We start from the raw sequence: 16,439 nt of genomic DNA on the forward strand, positions 1-16,439 counted from the left end.
GATAGAGTAATACGATAAATGACTGAGACATCCTCTCTGACTCCCCTTGTTGAACTGCATGCCCTGAGCAAAGCGTTCGATGGCAAAACCATCATTGCCGATCTCGAACTGGCGATTAACCACGGCGAATTCCTCACCATTCTCGGCCCCTCCGGCTGTGGCAAAACCACGGTGCTGCGCCTGATCGCCGGTCTTGAAGACGCCGATCGGGGCCGCATCGTGCTCGACGGCCAGGACATCACCGCCATTCCGGCCGAACATCGCCACGTCAACACCGTGTTTCAGAGCTATGCCCTGTTTCCGCACATGTCGGTGTTCGACAACGTCGCCTTTGGCCTGCGCATGCAAAAGGTGCCGGCGGCAGAACTGACGCCGCGCGTCGAAGAGGCGCTGCGCATGGTGCAGCTGGATGCGTTCGCCAAGCGGCGGCCGGGCCAGCTCTCCGGCGGCCAACAGCAGCGCGTGGCCATCGCCCGCGCAGTGGTCAACAAGCCGAAGGTGCTGCTGCTGGACGAATCGCTGTCGGCGCTGGACTACAAGCTGCGCAAACAGATGCAGAACGAGCTGAAGGCGCTGCAGCGCAAGCTGGGCATCACCTTCGTGTTCGTCACCCACGATCAGGAAGAAGCGCTGACCATGTCGGATCGCATCGTGGTGATGCGTGAAGGCCGCATCGAGCAAGACGGCACGCCGCGTGAGATCTACGAAGAGCCGAAGAACCTGTTCGTCGCCAGCTTTATCGGCGAGATCAACATCTTCGACGCGGTGGTCTTGCAGCGCCTCGATGCGCAGCGGGTGCGCGCCAACGTCGAAGGCCGCGAGTGCGACATCTATGCCGATCTGCCGGTAGAGCCGGGCCAAAAGCTGAAGGTGCTGCTGCGCCCGGAGGATCTGCGGGTAGAAGAAGTGAACGACAGCGCGCAGCACGACGGGCTGATCGGCTACGTGCGCGAACGCAACTACAAAGGCATGACGCTGGAGTCGGTGGTTGAGCTGGAGAGCGGTAAAACGGTGATGGTCAGCGAGTTCTTCAATGAAGACGATCCGGACGTCGACCACTCGCTCAACCAGAAGATGGCGGTGACCTGGGTTGAAAGCTGGGAGGTGGTGCTGGCCGATGAAGAAATCGCGTAAAGTCTTCCAGAATGTGGTGATCGTCGGCGTCGTCGCCTGGCTGCTGCTGTTCGTGTTCATGCCGAACCTGATGATCATCGCCACCAGCTTCCTGACCCGCGACGACGCCAATCTGGTGCAGATGGTGTTCACGCTGGATAACTATCGGCGCTTGTTCGATCCGTTGTACGCCCAGGTGCTACTGCACTCGCTGAACATGGCGCTGATCGCCACCCTGTGCTGCCTGGTGATTGGCTATCCGTTCGCCTTTATTCTGGCGCGGTTGCCGCAGAAGGTGCGGCCGCTGCTGCTGTTTCTGCTGATCGTGCCCTTCTGGACCAACTCGCTGATCCGCATCTACGGCCTGAAGCTGTTTCTCAGCACCCGCGGCTATCTCAACGACGCGCTGCTGTGGATCGGCATCATCGACAAGCCGCTGCGCATCATGTACACCTCGGAAGCGGTGATCCTCGGCCTGGTGTATATTCTGCTGCCGTTTATGGTGATGCCGCTCTACTCCAGCATCGAAAAACTCGATAAGTCCTGCCTGGAGGCGGCGCGCGATCTCGGCGCCAGCAAGCTGCAGACCTTTATCCGCATCATCGTGCCGCTGACCATGCCGGGCATTATCGCCGGCTGCCTGCTGGTGGTGCTGCCGGCGATGGGGCTGTTCTTCGTCGCCGATCTGATGGGTGGCGCCAAGAATCTGCTGATCGGCAACGTGATTAAAAGCCAGTTCCTCAATATCCGCGACTGGCCGTTCGGCGCGGCTACCAGCATCTGCCTGACGCTGGTGATGGGGCTGTTGCTGCTGGTCTATTACCGGGCCGCCCGCCTGCTGAACAAGAAGGAGGATCTGGCATGATCGGACGTCTGCTGCGCGGCGGTTTTATGACGCTGGTATACGCCTACCTGTATATCCCGATCGTCATCCTGATCGTCAACTCCTTCAACGCTTCGCGCTTCGGCATCAGTTGGCAAGGAGCCACCACCAAGTGGTACAGCACGCTGCTGAATAACGACAGCCTGCTGCAGGCCGCCGGCCACTCGCTGACCATGGCGGTGCTCTCCGCCACCTTCGCCACGCTGATCGGCTCGCTGACCGCGGTGGCGCTGTACCGTTACCGCTTCCGCGGCAAGCCGTTCGTCGGTGGCATGCTGTTCGTGGTGATGATGTCGCCGGACATCGTGATGGCCATCTCGTTGCTGGTGCTGTTCATGCTGCTCGGCATTTCGCTCGGCTTCTGGTCGCTGCTGTTCTCGCACATCACCTTTTGCCTGCCGTTCGTGGTGGTGACCGTTTACGCGCGCCTGAAAGGGTTCGACGTGAAGATGCTGGAGGCCGCGCGCGATCTCGGTGCAAGCGAGTTCACCATTTTGCGCAAGATCATCCTGCCGCTGGCGATGCCGGCGGTGGCGGCCGGCTGGCTGCTGAGCTTCACCCTGTCAATGGACGACGTGGTCGTCTCCTCCTTCGTCACCGGGCCGAGCTACGAAATCTTGCCGCTGAAGATCTATTCGATGGTGAAAGTCGGCGTCTCGCCGGAGGTCAACGCGCTGGCCACCATTTTGCTGCTGCTGTCGCTGGTGCTGGTGATCGCCAGCCAGTGGGTGATGCGCGATCGCTCGCCCAAGGCCGAGTAGCCCTTCCCGCCGGGCGCGGCAGCGCCCGACTCTTTCATTCGCCGCAGTGATATGACTGCGGCCGTTTTTGATCGGCCAGGCTCGGTTAACCCGCTGATTTGCCGCTGGGATAACCGCCTTTACCCACCCCGCCCCGGCCCCTATAATGGCCCCTTTCTGGGGTATGGCGCGGCCGCCAAACGGTTTGCCCATACGGGTTCGGCTCATTACTGCTGAAGGATACGCTGCATGAAAAAGTGGTCACATCTGCTCGCAGCCGGGATGATGGCGCTGAGTTTCTGCTCTGCAAACGCCTCTGACGGCAAAACGCTGTATTTCTATAACTGGACTGAATACGTCCCGCCGGGGCTGCTGGAGCAGTTCACCAAGGAAACCGGCATCAAGGTGATCTATTCCACCTATGAATCCAACGAAAGCATGTACGCCAAGCTGAAGACCTATAAAGACGGCGCGTACGATCTGGTGGTGCCTTCCACCTACTTCATCGCCAAGATGAGCAAGGAAGGCATGCTGCAAAAAATCGACAAGAGCAAGCTCAGCCACTTCAAGGATCTCGATCCTGCCCTGCTGAACAAGCCGTTCGATCCTAACAACGACTATTCCATCCCCTATATCTGGGGCGCCACCGCCATCGGCGTTAACAGCGATGCGCAGGAGCCCTCTACCGTCACGTCCTGGGCCGATCTGTGGCAGCCGCAGTACAAAGGCCGCCTGCTGCTGACCGACGACGCGCGCGAAGTGTTCCAGATGGCGCTGCTCAAGCTGGGCTATTCCGGCAACACCACCGACCCGAAAGAGATCGAAGCCGCCTATCACGAACTGCAGAAATTGATGCCGAACGTGCTGGCCTTCAACTCCGACAACCCGGGCAACCCGTTTATGGAAGGGGAAGTCAACGTCGGGATGGTGTGGAACGGTTCGGCCTTCGTGGCGCGCCAGGCCGGCACGCCGCTGGAGATCGTCTGGCCGAAGGAAGGCGGGATCTTCTGGATGGACAGCCTGGCCATTCCGGCCAATGCGCGCAACGTCGAGGGGGCGCTGAAGCTGATCGACTTCCTGTTGCGGCCGGAAATCGCGGTGCAGGTGGCGGAAACCATCGGTTACCCGACGCCGAACCTGGCGGCGAAGAAGCTGCTGTCGCCGGAGATCGCCAACGACAAGTCACTCTACCCGGATAAGGCGGTGATTGAGCACGGCGAGTGGCAAAACGACGTCGGCGACGCCAGCACGCTGTACGAAAGCTACTTCCAAAAGCTGAAAGCCGGGCGCTAACACGCCCCGCCATCCCATCAGGGCGCGCAGTGCGCCCTGATGCCTTTCTCAGGGCCTGTCGGCCCGCGCCACCTTGCCCACCAGGAACTTGTGCACAAAACGCGGCACCACTTCGCTGGCCAGGCCGTAGTGTTTCTCGTCGAACTGGCTCTCCACCTGGCTCGGCTCCAGATTCAGCTCCATGGCGTAGGCGCCGCCCAGCCGCGCCTCATGCACGAAGCCGGCCGCCGGATAGACGTGGCCGGAGGTGCCGATGGCGACGAAAAAATCGGCCTTGCTCAGCGCCTGATAAATATCGTCCATGCCCAGCGGCATCTCGCCGAACCACACCACGTGCGGCCGCAGCGGCGCCGGGAACTGGCAGCAGTGGCAACGGTCGTCAACGCTGAGATCGCCGGGCCATTCGAACACCTGGCCCGACTGGGTGCAACGCACCTTCAGCAATTCGCCGTGCATGTGCAGCACCCGCTTGCTGCCGGCGCGCTCATGCAGGTTATCGATGTTTTGCGTGACCAGCAGGAAGTTGTCCCCCAGCCACTCTTCCAGATCCGCCAGCGCGCGGTGCGCGGCATTCGGAGCGATCTCCTCCGTCTGCAGCTGGCGGCGGCGTTCGTTGTAAAACGCCTGCACCAGCGCCGGATCGCGCTGAAAACCTTCCGGCGTGGCGACGTCCTCCACCCGGTGCTCTTCCCACAGCCCATCCGCGGCGCGGAAGGTGCGAATGCCCGATTCGGCCGAAATGCCGGCGCCGGTCAACACCACCACAAACGGCTTTTTCAGCTCGGCCGCCGCCATGGTGTCACGGTGAAAAATACGTGAACGAAAGCGCTGATGCAGCACATGCTTACTCTTGCGAAACTGACACAGCCGATGGCGAGTGTGCATTAACTCTCTCCTTACTTTTCCCTGTTTACCAAATTGAGGAACGCTGCGCCGCGCACGCCGCCGGCGTCGCCATAGCGCGCCTTCTCGATGCGCGGCAGCCGGGCCACCCGCAGCAGGTGCGCCGGCAGCCGCTGCGGCAACGCCTGGTAAATGGCGTCGAAGTTCGACAGCCCGCCGCCGATCACCACCAGGTGCGGATCCAGCACCGTCAGCAGGTTGCCCAGGCAGATCGCCAGCACGTCCATAAAGCGGTCGACGTGAGCCACCGCCTGCGGCTCACCCGCCTGATAATGCGCAATGATCTCGGTGGCAGGCAAGTGCCGGCCATAGAAATGGGCGTACATCCATTCGAAACCGCGGCCCGATATGTAATTTTCAATGCAACCCTGATGGCCGCACCCGCAGGCAACGCGAGGCACATCACGCCCCAAGACCTCGAGCGCGTCCACCGGCAGGCGCAAATGGCCGAACTCGCCGGCGATATAGTTGCGCCCAGGCACCGTCTTGCCGTCGACGACCAGCCCGCCGCCTACGCCGGTGCCGAGGATGATGCCCAGCACCGTCGGGTAGCGGCGAAACTCGTCGTCCCAGGCCTCCGACAGCGCAAAGCAGTTGGCGTCGTTATCGACCCGCACCTCGCGCCCGATCAGCGCCGCCAGATCGCGCGGCAGCGGCCGCCCCATCGCCGCCGGCACGTTGGCGGTAAACAGCGTGCCGTCATCGTCGTTGGGCAGGCCCGGGATGCCGATGCCGACGCTGCCGCGCCGGCCGCAAAACGCATCCGCCTCAAGGGTCAGATCGCACAGCGTGGCCAGCAGCTGCCGGTAATCTTCACGCGGCGTCGGCACCCGCTTTTGCCAAATGCGCTGCAGGTGGTCGTCGAACACCCCCAGCTCAATCTTGGTGCCGCCCATATCGAAACCGTAGTACATAACCCATCCCCAGGCTAAAAAAACGGGGCGGCATCGCTGCCTCCCCGTGGGTTTTATTGTCCGCTCAGCACCCGCGCCGGGTCGATGCGGCTGGCGCGCCTGGCCGGATACCAACTGGCCAACAGGCTCAGCACGATGGCGGTTGCCAGCACGATCAGCACGTCCAGCCAGTGCAGCTCGGAAGGCAGGAAGTCGATGAAGTAGATATCGCCCGACAGGAAGGAGTGGCCGACCAGTTTCTCGATGCCCCGGATGATGTTGGTCAGCTGCAGCGAGGCGATCACCCCGATCACTACGCCGCTCAGGCTGCCCAGCAGCCCGGCCAGCAGCCCGTACCAGATGAAGATGGCGCGGATAAAGCCGTCTTTGGCGCCCAGGGTGCGCAGCACCGCGATGTCGGCGCTTTTGTCTTTCACCGCCATTACCAGCGTGGACACGATGTTGAAGCAAGCCACGCCTATCACCAGCACCATCGCCAGGTACATAATGGCGCGGATCATCTGGATATCGCGATACATGTAGCCGTACTTGCCGATCCAGCTCTTGATGTAGATATAAGAATTGGTCACTTCGCCGGCGTCGCGCACCAGTTTATTGGCGGCGAACACGTCGTTCATCTTGAGGGCGATGCCCGTGACGCTGTCACCCATATCGAGATACTGCTGCGCATCGGCCAGCGGCACCAGCGCCAGGCTGTGATCGAGCTGGCCGCTGAGCTGCAAAATGCCGGTCACGTGCAGACGGATGCGCTTCGGCTGCAGCAGCTTCATTTCCGGGTCGCTGTTGGGGATCATCACCGTCACATAGGCGCCCTGCTTGACGCCCAGCGCGTCGGCCACGCCCTTGCCGAGGATCACCTGCTGCTCGCCGGGCTTGAAGTTGGCCCAGGCGTCGCCCTGCACATACTGCGGCAGCGCGCTCAGTCGGCTCTCCTGCTGCGGATCAACGCCTTTGACTTCCACCGCGCGCAGCTGCGCGCCGTTCTCCATCAGGCCGGTAAAGTTGATGTACGGCGCGGCGGCCACAATGCCCGGCACCTTTTCCACCCGCTGCAGAATCGACGGCCAGCCGCTGAATGGCTGATTGACCGGCTCGAGTTCGCCGTGCGGCACCACCGCCAGAATGCGGTTCTTCAGCTCGCGCTCAAAGCCGTTCATCGCGCTCAGGCCGACGATCAGCACCGCCACCCCCAGCGCGATGCCGATGGTGGAGATGACCGAGATCAGCGACACCATGCCGCCGCGTTTACGGCCGCGGCTGAAACGCAGGGCCGTCAGGAAGGACAGTGAGGCTCCCGCCATTACTCGGCCCCCATCAGGGTCAGCTGCGCCTGCAGGTGGCCGTCGGCCATTTCCAGCTGGCGGCTCAGGCGCTTGGCCAGCTGCAGATCGTGCGTCACCACCAGAAAAGCGGTGCCCTGACGCACGTTCAGCTCACCCAGCAGATCGAAGATGCTGTCCGCGGTGCGTTTGTCCAGGTTACCGGTCGGTTCGTCCGCCAGCACCAGCGCCGGGTTGTTGACCAGCGCGCGCGCGATCGCCACGCGCTGACGCTCGCCGCCGGAGAGCTCGGACGGACGGTGCTTGCTGCGTTTTTCCAGCCCGACCGCCGCCAGCATCTCCCGCGCCTTCTCCTGCGCCTGCGCCGGCTTGGCGCCGCCGATCAGCAGCGGCATGGCGGCGTTTTCCAGCGCGGTGAAGTCCGGCAGCAAATGGTGAAACTGATAGATGAAGCCCAGCTGGCGGTTGCGCAGCTCGGCCTTGGCCGCCGAAGACATGGCGTTCAGCGATTCGCCCTTGAAGATCACCTCGCCGGAGGTCGGTGAGTCCAACCCGCCCAGCAGGTGCAACAGGGTACTCTTGCCGGAACCCGAGCTGCCGACGATCGCCATCATCTCGCCCTGCTGCATGGCAAAGCTGACATTGCGCAGCACGTCGGTGTGCAGATTGCCTTCCTGATAGGTCTTGCACAGGTTGTCACACTGCAGCAAAAGATGGTTACTCATAACGTAAAGCCTCAGCGGGTTGTACGGCGGCAGCGCGCCATGAAGGATAAAGCGTGGACAACAAGGAAACCGCCATCGCCACCACGGCGATGATCGTCACCTGCAGCGGATCGACCGCCACCGGCAGCGAAGCGCCGTCGATCAAGGCGCCGAGGATCGGCATCAGGTTATTCAGGTTGGTGGCCAGCAGCACGCCGAGCAGCGTGCCGAGCAGCGAACCGATGATGCCGGCGCTGGCGCCCTGCACCATAAACACCGACATGATCTGGCGGCGAGTCAGCCCCTGGGTCTGCAGAATGGCGACCTCGCCCTGCTTTTCCATCACCAACAGGCCGAGCGACGTAATGATGTTAAACGCCGCCACCGCCACGATCAGGCTGAGCAGCAACCCCATCATGTTTTTCTCCATGCGCACCGCCTGGAACAGCTCGCCCTTGCGATCGCGCCAGTCTTTCCAGACCGTGCCCGCCGGCAGCGCCTGTTGGCTGAGGGTATTGACCGCCAGCGGCTGCTGCAGGAACAGGCGCCAGCCGGTGATGTTGCCGGCCGGGTAGCGCATCAGGCGCGAAGCGTCCTGTTGGTTGACCAGCAGCTGATAGCCGTCCACCTCGCTGTTGGCGTGGAAGGTGCCGATAAGGGTGAACAGGCGCTGGCTGGGTATGCGGCCCATCGGTGTGAACTGGCTGGCGCTCGGCACCATCACGCGCAGCGAATCGCCGCGCTTGACGCCGAGTTGCCCCGCCAGCTGTTCGCCGATGATGATGTTGTATTGGCCCGGCTGCAACTGTTGCTGCTTGACGTTGACCAGATACGGGGTCAGCGGATCGGCTTCGTCGGGATTGACGCCGAGCATCACCCCGACCGCCACGCTGCGGGCGCTTTGCAGCACCACGTCACCGGTGGTCAGCGGTGCGACGCGCGTGACGCCCTGCAGCTTCTGCACCTCGGAGGCCGGCAGCTGCTGCGGGTTGACCGATCCTTGCGGACTGGTAACCAACGCCTGCGGCATCAGGCCGAGGATGTTGTTCTCCAGATCCTTTTCGAAACCGTTCATCACCGACAGCACGGTGACCAACGCCATCACCCCCAGCGTAATGCCGATGGTGGAAAGCCAGGAAACAAACCGCCCGAAGCGGTCTGAGGCTCGCCCGCGCATGTAGCGCAGGCCAATGAATAACGCGACAGGTTGATACATGAAATCCGTTTGATAGCCGTGGCTTAAGCAAAGTGATCATGGATAATAAAGGCTCTCCCTCGTTTAGGGAACACCCGGCGGCCTTTTATTGCGCCGGGCGGCCCCTCATCCGGCGTCTCGCTTGAGCAGGTTATAGACCGACACCCGCGAGATGCCGAGCGCTTCGGCCACCATGGTGGCCGCGCCGCGCAGTTGCAAATACCCTTGCTGCTTCAGCTGTTGCACCACCTGAAACCGCTGTTCGGAAGACAAAGCGCGCGGCTGGGTGGCATGCGACGCGGCGAACGCGTTGATCGCCGCGGCGATGTCCGACAGCGAGCGTGCACTCTCCGCCGCCTGCGGCGCGGCGCTTTGCACCACCGCCGTCAGCTGCTGCAGGATAGCGGTGAAGCTGTTGAAGATAGACACATCCAGATTGAGGCAAATTGCCGCCACAAAGCGGCCCTGGCTATTGCGCAGGCCGATCGAGGTGCTCTTGGCCGGGCGCCCGTCCGGAAACACGCTGGCGTAGTTCTGCACCACGTCTGGAAACTCCGGCGACGCGATGCGCTCCAGCCCCATTTCCGTCGCGGCGTCGCCGATGCGGCGGTTGGATAGATTGTTGGCGATGGCGACAATGGCGCGATCGGGCTGGGTCAGATCGTGCAGCACCACTTCGCAACCGGGCGCGAACATCACGCCCAACGCCTGAACAATTTTTTCCGCTTCGCGCAGCAACAGCGCATTTTCCTGCCTGAGATCGCTCATTAAGTTAACCATTTGACAATAACTTTACAAAGAGTAAATTAAAAATCTACACCAAGCAATGTATCGTCCATCACTTACCTGTGCGAGGTCGCCATGAGTTCAGTCCCACGCTGCATCACCGCCTCCGATATTGCCACCGCCGCCGACGTTATCGCCGGGCATGCCCTGCGCACGCCGGTCATGACTTCGCGCCAGGCCAACCAGATCGCCGGCGCGCAGCTGTTCTTCAAGTGCGAGAATTTTCAGCGCATCGGCGCCTTCAAATTTCGCGGCGCCTATAACGCCATCGCGCAACTCAGCGCAGAGCAGCGTCGGGCCGGGGTAATCGCCTTTTCATCCGGCAACCACGCACAGGCGATGGCGCTGGCGGCGCACGAATTGGGCGTTAGCGCCACCATCGTAATGCCCCATGACGCCCCTGCGGCCAAGCTGGCGGCGACGCGCGGCTACGGCGCCAACGTGGTCATCTATCAGCGCCACAGCGAAGATCGTGAAGAAATCACCCGACGCCTGGCCGCAGAGCGGGGCCTGACGCTGGTGCCACCGTACGATTATCCGCAGGTGATCGCCGGCCAGGGCACCGCCGCCAAGGAGCTGTTTGAAGAGACCGGGCCATTGGATCTGCTGTTGGTGTGCACCGGCGGCGGCGGCCTGCTGGCCGGCAGCGCGGTAGCGGCGAATCACTGGTCGCCGGGCTGCCGCGTGTTCGGCGTCGAGCCCGAAGCCGGCAACGACGTTCAGCAAGCCTTTCAGCGCGGTGAACCGGTGCACATCCCGGTGCCGAAAACCATTGCCGACGGCGCGCAGACCCAACAGGTCGGGCAGCTGACCTTCCCGATCATTCAGGCCTATGTCGAAGGCATTCTGACGGTCAGCGACGCCCAGCTGTGTCGGCAAATGCGCTTCTTTATGGAGCGGATGAAAATGGTGGTTGAGCCGACCGGCTGCCTGGCGGCCGCGGCGGCTATGAACGGCCTGCTCGATCTGCACGGTAAAAAGGTCGGCGTTATCGTCAGCGGCGGCAACCTTGACGTCGACAAGATTGCGCACTATCTCGCCCTGGCCGGCGAAAATTAACGCGGCGCATCGGTTAAATAACAGGCGGAACATCAGAGTATAGCGCTTTTTGCTGTGTCAGTTTGGCGGCCGCTGGGCTACTATAAACAGCATAAAGGCGCTGGGTTATCCGTGCCGGAACGCCCTCTAACACATTGATTAAAGATACCTGAATGAGCACTTCCGATAGCCGTAACCGTTCCTCATCCCCCCGTTATTCTCTGCCCGATCGCGCGGGCGATCTGCGCCAGCTGGGGCAACTGACCGGCGCGGCCTGCGCCGTGGAGTGCGCCGAGATCGTCGAACGCCACCCTGGCCCGGTGATGCTGATCGCGCCGGACATGCAAAACGCCCTGCGGCTGCGCGACGAGATCCAGCAGTTCACCGACCAGATGGTGACCACGCTGTCCGACTGGGAAACCCTGCCGTACGACAGCTTCTCGCCGCATCAGGAAATCATCTCGGATCGTTTGTCGAGCCTGTATCACCTGCCGACCATGGCGCGCGGCGTGATTATTCTGCCGGTCAACACCCTGATGCAGCGCGTCTGCCCGCACGAGTTCCTGCACGGCCACGCGCTGGTGATGAAGAAAGGCCAGCGCCTGTCGCGCGACAAGCTGCGCGCGCAGCTGGAACAGGCCGGTTACCGCAGCGTCGATCAGGTGATGGAGCACGGCGAATTCGCCACCCGCGGCGCGTTGCTCGATCTTTACCCGATGGGCAGCGATGAGCCTTACCGCATCGACTTCTTCGATGACGAAATCGACAGCCTGCGCATCTTCGACGTCGATACCCAGCGCACGTTGAGCGAAGTCGAGGCCATCAATCTGTTGCCGGCCCACGAGTTCCCCACCGACAAAAACGCCATCGAGCTGTTTCGCAGCCAGTGGCGCGAGCAGTTTGAGGTGCGCCGCGACGCCGAGCACATCTATCAGCAGGTCAGCAAAAGCGCCTGGCCGGCCGGCATCGAATACTGGCAGCCGCTGTTCTTCAGCCAGCCGCTGCCGTCGCTGTTCAGCTACCTGCCGGCCAATACGCTGATCGTCAACACCGGCGATCTGGAGGGCGCCGCCGAGCGCTTCTGGCAGGACGTCAACCAGCGTTACGAAAGCCGCCGCGTCGATCCGATGCGCCCGCTGCTGGCGCCGGATACGCTGTGGCTGCGCGTCGACGCGCTGTTCGGCGAGCTGAAGGCCTGGCCGCGCATCGCGCTGAAAACCGATGAGCTGCCGGCCAAGGCCGGCAATACCAATCTGGACTACCATGCCCTGCCCGATCTGGCGGTGCAAGCGCAGCATAAATCCCCGCTGGATAACCTGCGGCGCTTTATCGAAGGCTTCGACGGCAGCGTGATTTTCTCCGTCGAGAGCGAAGGGCGGCGTGAAACGCTGCAGGATCTGCTCGGCCGCATCAAGCTGGCGCCGGCGCTGATTCAGCGCCTCGATCAGGCGGAAACGGCGGGCCGTTACATGATGGTCGGCGCCGCCGAACACGGCTTCCTCGACGGCCTGCGTCAGCGGGCGCTGATCTGCGAAAGCGATCTGCTCGGCGAGCGCGTCAGCCGCCGCCGGCAGGACAACCGGCGCACCATCAATACCGATACCCTGATCCGCAACCTGGCGGAGCTGCATCCCGGCCAGCCGGTGGTGCATCTGGAACACGGCGTCGGCCGCTACGTCGGCCTGACCACGCTGGAGGCCGGCGGCATCAAGGCCGAGTACCTGATCCTCTCCTACGCCGGTGAGGACAAGCTGTACGTGCCGGTTTCTTCACTGCATCTGATCAGCCGCTACGCCGGCGGCGCGGACGAAAACGCCCCGCTGCACAAGCTGGGCGGCGACGCCTGGACGCGCGCGCGGCAGAAAGCGGCCGAGCGCGTGCGCGACGTGGCGGCGGAGCTGCTGGATATCTACGCCCAGCGCGCCGCCAAGGCCGGTTTCGCCTTCAAACACAATCGCGAACAGTATCAGCTGTTCTGCCAGAGCTTCCCGTTCGAAACCACGCCGGATCAGGAACAGGCGATCAACGCGGTGCTGAGCGACATGTGCCAGCCGCTGGCGATGGACCGCCTGGTGTGCGGCGACGTCGGCTTCGGCAAAACCGAAGTGGCGATGCGCGCCGCCTTCCTGGCGGTGGAAAACGGCAAGCAGGTGGCGGTGCTGGTGCCGACCACCCTGCTGGCGCAGCAGCACTTCGACAACTTCCGCGATCGCTTTGCCACCTGGCCGATCCGCATCGAAATGATGTCGCGCTTCCGCAGCGCCAAAGAGCAGCAACAGGTGCTGGACGACGCGGCCGAAGGCAAAGTGGACATCATCATCGGCACCCACAAACTGCTGCAGAGCGATCTGCGCTGGAAGGATTTGGGGCTGCTGATCGTCGATGAAGAGCACCGTTTTGGCGTGCGCCACAAGGAGCGCATCAAGGCGATGCGCGCCGATGTCGATATCCTGACGCTGACCGCCACGCCAATCCCGCGGACGCTGAACATGGCGATGAGCGGCATGCGCGATCTGTCGATCATCGCCACTCCGCCGGCGCGCCGCTTGGCGGTGAAGACCTTCGTGCGCGAATACGACAGCCTGGTGGTGCGCGAGGCGATCCTGCGCGAAGTGCTGCGTGGCGGCCAGGTTTACTACCTTTACAACGACGTGGAAAACATCGAGAAAGCGGCGCAGCGCCTGGCTGAGCTGGTGCCTGAAGCGCGCATCGCCATCGGCCACGGCCAGATGCGTGAACGCGATCTGGAGCGGGTGATGAACGATTTCCACCACCAGCGCTTCAACGTGCTGGTGTGCACCACCATCATCGAAACCGGCATCGATATCCCCAGCGCCAACACCATCATCATCGAGCGGGCCGATCGCTTCGGCCTGGCGCAGCTGCATCAATTGCGCGGCCGCGTCGGGCGTTCGCACCACCAGGCTTACGCCTATCTGCTGACGCCAAACCCGAAAGCCATGGGCACCGACGCCCATAAACGGCTCGAGGCCATCGCGTCGCTGGAAGATCTCGGCGCCGGGTTCGCGCTGGCAACCCACGATCTGGAGATCCGCGGCGCCGGTGAACTGCTGGGTGAAGACCAGAGCGGCCAAATGACCACCGTCGGTTTCTCGCTCTATATGGAACTGCTGGAAAGCGCCGTCGACGCGTTGAAAAACGGTCGCGAACCATCGTTGGAAGATCTCACCAGCAGCCAGACCGAGGTAGAACTGCGCATGCCGACGCTGCTGCCGGAAGACTTCATTCCCGACGTCAATACCCGTCTGTCACTGTATAAGCGTATCGCCAGCGCGAAGAACGACGGTGAGCTTGACGAGTTGAAGGTCGAACTGATCGACCGCTTCGGCCAGCTGCCGGATGCGGCGCGCAACCTGTTGCAATGCGCGGCGCTGCGCCTGCATGCGCAGAGGCTGGGGATCAAACGCATCGAGAGCAACGAGCGCGGCGGCTTTATCGAGTTCGGCGACAACAACCGCGTTGACCCGGGTTATCTGATCGGCCTGTTGCAGGGCAATCCGCAGGTTTACCGCCTGGACGGCCCGAGCAAGCTGAAGTTCACGCTCGATCTGGCCGATCGCCAGAAACGCCTGACGTTCACCGAAGAGCTGCTGAACGCCTTCCGCGAACACACGCTGGCGGCCTAAGGCAACGCCCCCGTCGCTACAACGGGGGCGGCTTATCCGCGCGGAAAACCGGCGCCCAGCGGCGCCAGCTGCATCACGCGGCTGGTCACCACCCGGTTTTTGCCGCTGCGCTTCGCCTCGTACAACGCTTCGTCGGTCATGGCGATTGCCTTGTCCAACGTCATGCCGGGCAGATACAGCGACACGCCGATGGACATCGTGATGTGCGCTTCGTCGTGTGCATTCAGCAAGAACGTCGAGCTTTCCACCGCGCTGCGAATACGTTCGGCTACCCCACCGATGACCTGCGGATCGTAGCTGGCGGTGATCACCATAAACTCCTCGCCACCGTAGCGCCCGACGAAGTCCTCGTTACGCACGCTGTTTTGCAGCAGCCGACCGACGCTGGCCAGCAGCACGTCACCGGCCGGATGACCGTAGGTATCGTTGATGCTTTTAAAGTTATCCAAATCGAGGATCATCAACCCGCACGGGCGACGCTCGGCACGCTGCAGCATCAGCTGATAATCGACGCTGGCGCGGTTGTTGATGTGGGTCAGGCTGTCGGTCGTGGCGCGGGCGCGCATCGCGAAATAGGCGTAGATGTGGCGCTCTTTGAAATTCAGCACATGGTAGCAAATCGCCAGGCAGAGCGCGGAAACCGCCTGGTACAGCAACACGTCCAGCCATAGCCCGCTCATGTCCACCAGCAGCCACACCACCGCGATGCGATACAGTGCGATGGCGCCGATCGTCAGGTAAAACACCCAGTGGGATTTCTTCAGCCACACGCGCGACAGCAGCAACGGCACCAGGATTGAGGCGATAAACAGGTTATCGACGGTGAAACCGCCGGTCAGCGCCATGGCGAACAAAAAGCTCACCAGCCCACTGATACCGCCGCCGAAAAAAGTCACCAGGATCATCGGAATCATCGAAAAGCTGTAGTGCACCTTATCGGTCAGCTCCAGCCGGTCCTGGCTTAAATACAGCACCGCCACCCCGGCCAACAGGCCGAATACGACGCGCTTCCACAGCGCAGAGCGATAGGAGAACGGCGCATTTTTACTGAGAACGAAATAGCTTACCGACAGCGTGGCGTAGGTGATGCAGGCGTCGCTGTAAATGGCGGGAATGGACGCAATGTAGGTCATAAATAGTCAGCGGCTCCTCGGGATCGCCAGGGGTTGATATGCAGACGTTGAATAACGCATCCCTGTCGTCTCCGCTTCGGCGGCGGCTATTTTACACAGTCTATTAATAGAGTAGCAGTTCTATCTTATCGCCAAGCCGTCTATCTCACGATGCGCGCTTCAGGCTACTCTGTGCTTTGTGTTATCGGGGGAGAACCACATGAATATCGACGATGAACTGCAGGCGCTCAGCGAACAGGAAGCGACGCTGGCCTTTACCCATTTTGACGCCGCCACCGCCTGGGAGCTGGGCGCGGCGCTGAAAACCGCCGCCGAGCGGCGCGGCCTGAGCATCGCTATCGAGATCCAACTGGCCGGGCAGACGCTGTTTTATTACGCCATGCCGAGCGCCACACCAGACATCGCCGACTGGGTGCGGCGCAAGCGCAATCTGGTGAATCATTTTCACAAAAGCTCTTACGCCATCGGCCTGCGCCTGCAGCAGCGGCAAACGTCGCTGGAAGAGCGCTACGGGCTGAGCGTGCGCGACTATTCGGTGCACGGCGGCGCCTTCCCGCTCACCCTGGCCGGCCTCGGCTGCGTCGGCAGCATCAGCATTTCCGGCGCGCCGCAGAAGGAAGATCACCAGCTGCTGGTAAGCACTTTAGCCCACTTTCTCGGCTTATCCCTGCCCGCGCTCCACTAGCCGTTAAAACCTTGATTATTCCTTTCCTTTTCAGCCGCAGAATCTGCGGCTGACTTATCTGTTATCCGCATTTAGCGCCAAACAAAAGGGCGACTCTCTGATTTCCTGCGCCAAATTGACACAGG

At 62.1% G+C, this 16,439-nt stretch carries 14 protein-coding genes; 7 read left to right on the top strand and 7 right to left on the bottom strand.

The annotated features are described in order from the left end of the window. Positions 1 to 18 precede the first annotated feature (18 nt). The 4 genes from potA to potD all read left to right on the top strand — a co-directional run bounded on the left by potA (position 19) and on the right by potD (position 4,029). Positions 19 to 1,134, top strand: coding sequence for a spermidine/putrescine ABC transporter ATP-binding protein PotA (gene potA / locus ACUXAC_RS09360; protein WP_060419354.1), 1,116 nt, complete (start codon positions 19 to 21; stop codon positions 1,132 to 1,134). Continuing rightward, positions 1,118 to 1,978: a spermidine/putrescine ABC transporter permease PotB gene (gene potB / locus ACUXAC_RS09365; protein WP_060419356.1), complete on the top strand. Its 861-nt coding sequence runs from the start codon at positions 1,118 to 1,120 to the stop codon at positions 1,976 to 1,978. The genes potA and potB overlap by 17 nt, the downstream gene beginning before the upstream one ends. Next, a complete protein-coding gene (potC, locus tag ACUXAC_RS09370) occupies positions 1,975 to 2,757 on the top strand; it encodes a spermidine/putrescine ABC transporter permease PotC (RefSeq protein WP_047727722.1) in 783 nt (260 codons plus the stop codon). Before potB ends, potC begins: the two co-directional genes overlap by 4 nt. A gap of 228 nt (positions 2,758 to 2,985) precedes the next feature. Continuing rightward, the gene (gene potD, locus ACUXAC_RS09375; protein WP_060419358.1) at positions 2,986 to 4,029 is read left to right on the top strand and encodes a spermidine/putrescine ABC transporter substrate-binding protein PotD; all 1,044 of its coding nucleotides are present in this window, start codon (positions 2,986 to 2,988) and stop codon (positions 4,027 to 4,029) included. Positions 4,030 to 4,077: 48 nt separating this feature from the next. On the opposite strand, the gene cobB is transcribed toward potD, so the two are convergent. The 6 genes from cobB to ACUXAC_RS09405 form a co-directional block, all read right to left on the bottom strand. Continuing rightward, positions 4,078 to 4,914 (bottom strand): Sir2 family NAD+-dependent deacetylase, encoded by an 837-nt coding sequence (gene cobB, locus ACUXAC_RS09380; RefSeq protein ID WP_015377583.1) that lies wholly within the window; start codon positions 4,912 to 4,914, stop codon positions 4,078 to 4,080. A gap of 11 nt (positions 4,915 to 4,925) precedes the next feature. After that, entirely contained in the window at positions 4,926 to 5,846 is a 921-nt protein-coding gene (nagK, locus tag ACUXAC_RS09385; protein WP_084826366.1) for an N-acetylglucosamine kinase, read from the bottom strand. Positions 5,847 to 5,899: 53 nt separating this feature from the next. Continuing rightward, positions 5,900 to 7,147, bottom strand: coding sequence for a lipoprotein-releasing ABC transporter permease subunit LolE (gene lolE, locus ACUXAC_RS09390; protein ID WP_025302503.1), 1,248 nt, complete (start codon positions 7,145 to 7,147; stop codon positions 5,900 to 5,902). After that, on the bottom strand, positions 7,147 to 7,851 hold the full coding sequence (lolD, locus tag ACUXAC_RS09395; RefSeq protein WP_004941120.1) for a lipoprotein-releasing ABC transporter ATP-binding protein LolD: 705 nt from the start codon (positions 7,849 to 7,851) through the stop codon (positions 7,147 to 7,149). The genes lolE and lolD overlap by 1 nt, the downstream gene beginning before the upstream one ends. Next, positions 7,844 to 9,046 (bottom strand): lipoprotein-releasing ABC transporter permease subunit LolC, encoded by a 1,203-nt coding sequence (lolC, locus tag ACUXAC_RS09400; protein WP_387442204.1) that lies wholly within the window; start codon positions 9,044 to 9,046, stop codon positions 7,844 to 7,846. The genes lolD and lolC overlap by 8 nt, the downstream gene beginning before the upstream one ends. Positions 9,047 to 9,151: 105 nt before the next feature. Then, positions 9,152 to 9,793 (bottom strand): helix-turn-helix transcriptional regulator, encoded by a 642-nt coding sequence (locus ACUXAC_RS09405; RefSeq protein WP_454266610.1) that lies wholly within the window; start codon positions 9,791 to 9,793, stop codon positions 9,152 to 9,154. Positions 9,794 to 9,886: 93 nt separating this feature from the next. On the opposite strand from ACUXAC_RS09405, the gene ACUXAC_RS09410 reads away from it, so the two are divergent. Then, on the top strand, positions 9,887 to 10,870 hold the full coding sequence (locus tag ACUXAC_RS09410; RefSeq protein WP_197861842.1) for a threo-3-hydroxy-L-aspartate ammonia-lyase: 984 nt from the start codon (positions 9,887 to 9,889) through the stop codon (positions 10,868 to 10,870). 152 nt (positions 10,871 to 11,022) lie between these two features. Then, a complete protein-coding gene (mfd, locus tag ACUXAC_RS09415) occupies positions 11,023 to 14,496 on the top strand; it encodes a transcription-repair coupling factor (protein WP_368907390.1) in 3,474 nt (1,157 codons plus the stop codon). Between the two features lie 32 nt (positions 14,497 to 14,528). On the opposite strand, the gene ACUXAC_RS09420 is transcribed toward mfd, so the two are convergent. Next, a complete protein-coding gene (locus ACUXAC_RS09420; protein ID WP_387442208.1) occupies positions 14,529 to 15,629 on the bottom strand; it encodes a GGDEF domain-containing protein in 1,101 nt (366 codons plus the stop codon). A 199-nt stretch (positions 15,630 to 15,828) separates the two neighbouring features. On the opposite strand from ACUXAC_RS09420, the gene ACUXAC_RS09425 reads away from it, so the two are divergent. Then, positions 15,829 to 16,314 (top strand): heme-degrading domain-containing protein, encoded by a 486-nt coding sequence (locus ACUXAC_RS09425; RefSeq protein ID WP_147840271.1) that lies wholly within the window; start codon positions 15,829 to 15,831, stop codon positions 16,312 to 16,314. The last annotated feature ends 125 nt before the right edge of the window (positions 16,315 to 16,439 follow it).

The organism is Serratia sp. 121840015-1, assembly GCF_053627655.1.

What these genes read in the sequence shown, in the direction of transcription:
- potA (WP_060419354.1), top strand. Translation starts at nt 19, where the DNA reads ATGACTGAGACATCCTCTCTGACTCCCCTTGTTGAACTGCATGCCCTG.
- potB (WP_060419356.1), top strand. Translation starts at nt 1,118, where the DNA reads ATGAAGAAATCGCGTAAAGTCTTCCAGAATGTGGTGATCGTCGGCGTC.
- potC (WP_047727722.1), top strand. Translation starts at nt 1,975, where the DNA reads ATGATCGGACGTCTGCTGCGCGGCGGTTTTATGACGCTGGTATACGCC.
- potD (WP_060419358.1), top strand. Translation starts at nt 2,986, where the DNA reads ATGAAAAAGTGGTCACATCTGCTCGCAGCCGGGATGATGGCGCTGAGT.
- cobB (WP_015377583.1), bottom strand. Translation starts at nt 4,914, where the DNA reads ATGCACACTCGCCATCGGCTGTGTCAGTTTCGCAAGAGTAAGCATGTG.
- nagK (WP_084826366.1), bottom strand. Translation starts at nt 5,846, where the DNA reads ATGTACTACGGTTTCGATATGGGCGGCACCAAGATTGAGCTGGGGGTG.
- lolE (WP_025302503.1), bottom strand. Translation starts at nt 7,147, where the DNA reads ATGGCGGGAGCCTCACTGTCCTTCCTGACGGCCCTGCGTTTCAGCCGC.
- lolD (WP_004941120.1), bottom strand. Translation starts at nt 7,851, where the DNA reads ATGAGTAACCATCTTTTGCTGCAGTGTGACAACCTGTGCAAGACCTAT.
- lolC (WP_387442204.1), bottom strand. Translation starts at nt 9,046, where the DNA reads ATGTATCAACCTGTCGCGTTATTCATTGGCCTGCGCTACATGCGCGGG.
- ACUXAC_RS09405 (WP_454266610.1), bottom strand. Translation starts at nt 9,793, where the DNA reads ATGAGCGATCTCAGGCAGGAAAATGCGCTGTTGCTGCGCGAAGCGGAA.
- ACUXAC_RS09410 (WP_197861842.1), top strand. Translation starts at nt 9,887, where the DNA reads ATGAGTTCAGTCCCACGCTGCATCACCGCCTCCGATATTGCCACCGCC.
- mfd (WP_368907390.1), top strand. Translation starts at nt 11,023, where the DNA reads ATGAGCACTTCCGATAGCCGTAACCGTTCCTCATCCCCCCGTTATTCT.
- ACUXAC_RS09420 (WP_387442208.1), bottom strand. Translation starts at nt 15,629, where the DNA reads ATGACCTACATTGCGTCCATTCCCGCCATTTACAGCGACGCCTGCATC.
- ACUXAC_RS09425 (WP_147840271.1), top strand. Translation starts at nt 15,829, where the DNA reads ATGAATATCGACGATGAACTGCAGGCGCTCAGCGAACAGGAAGCGACG.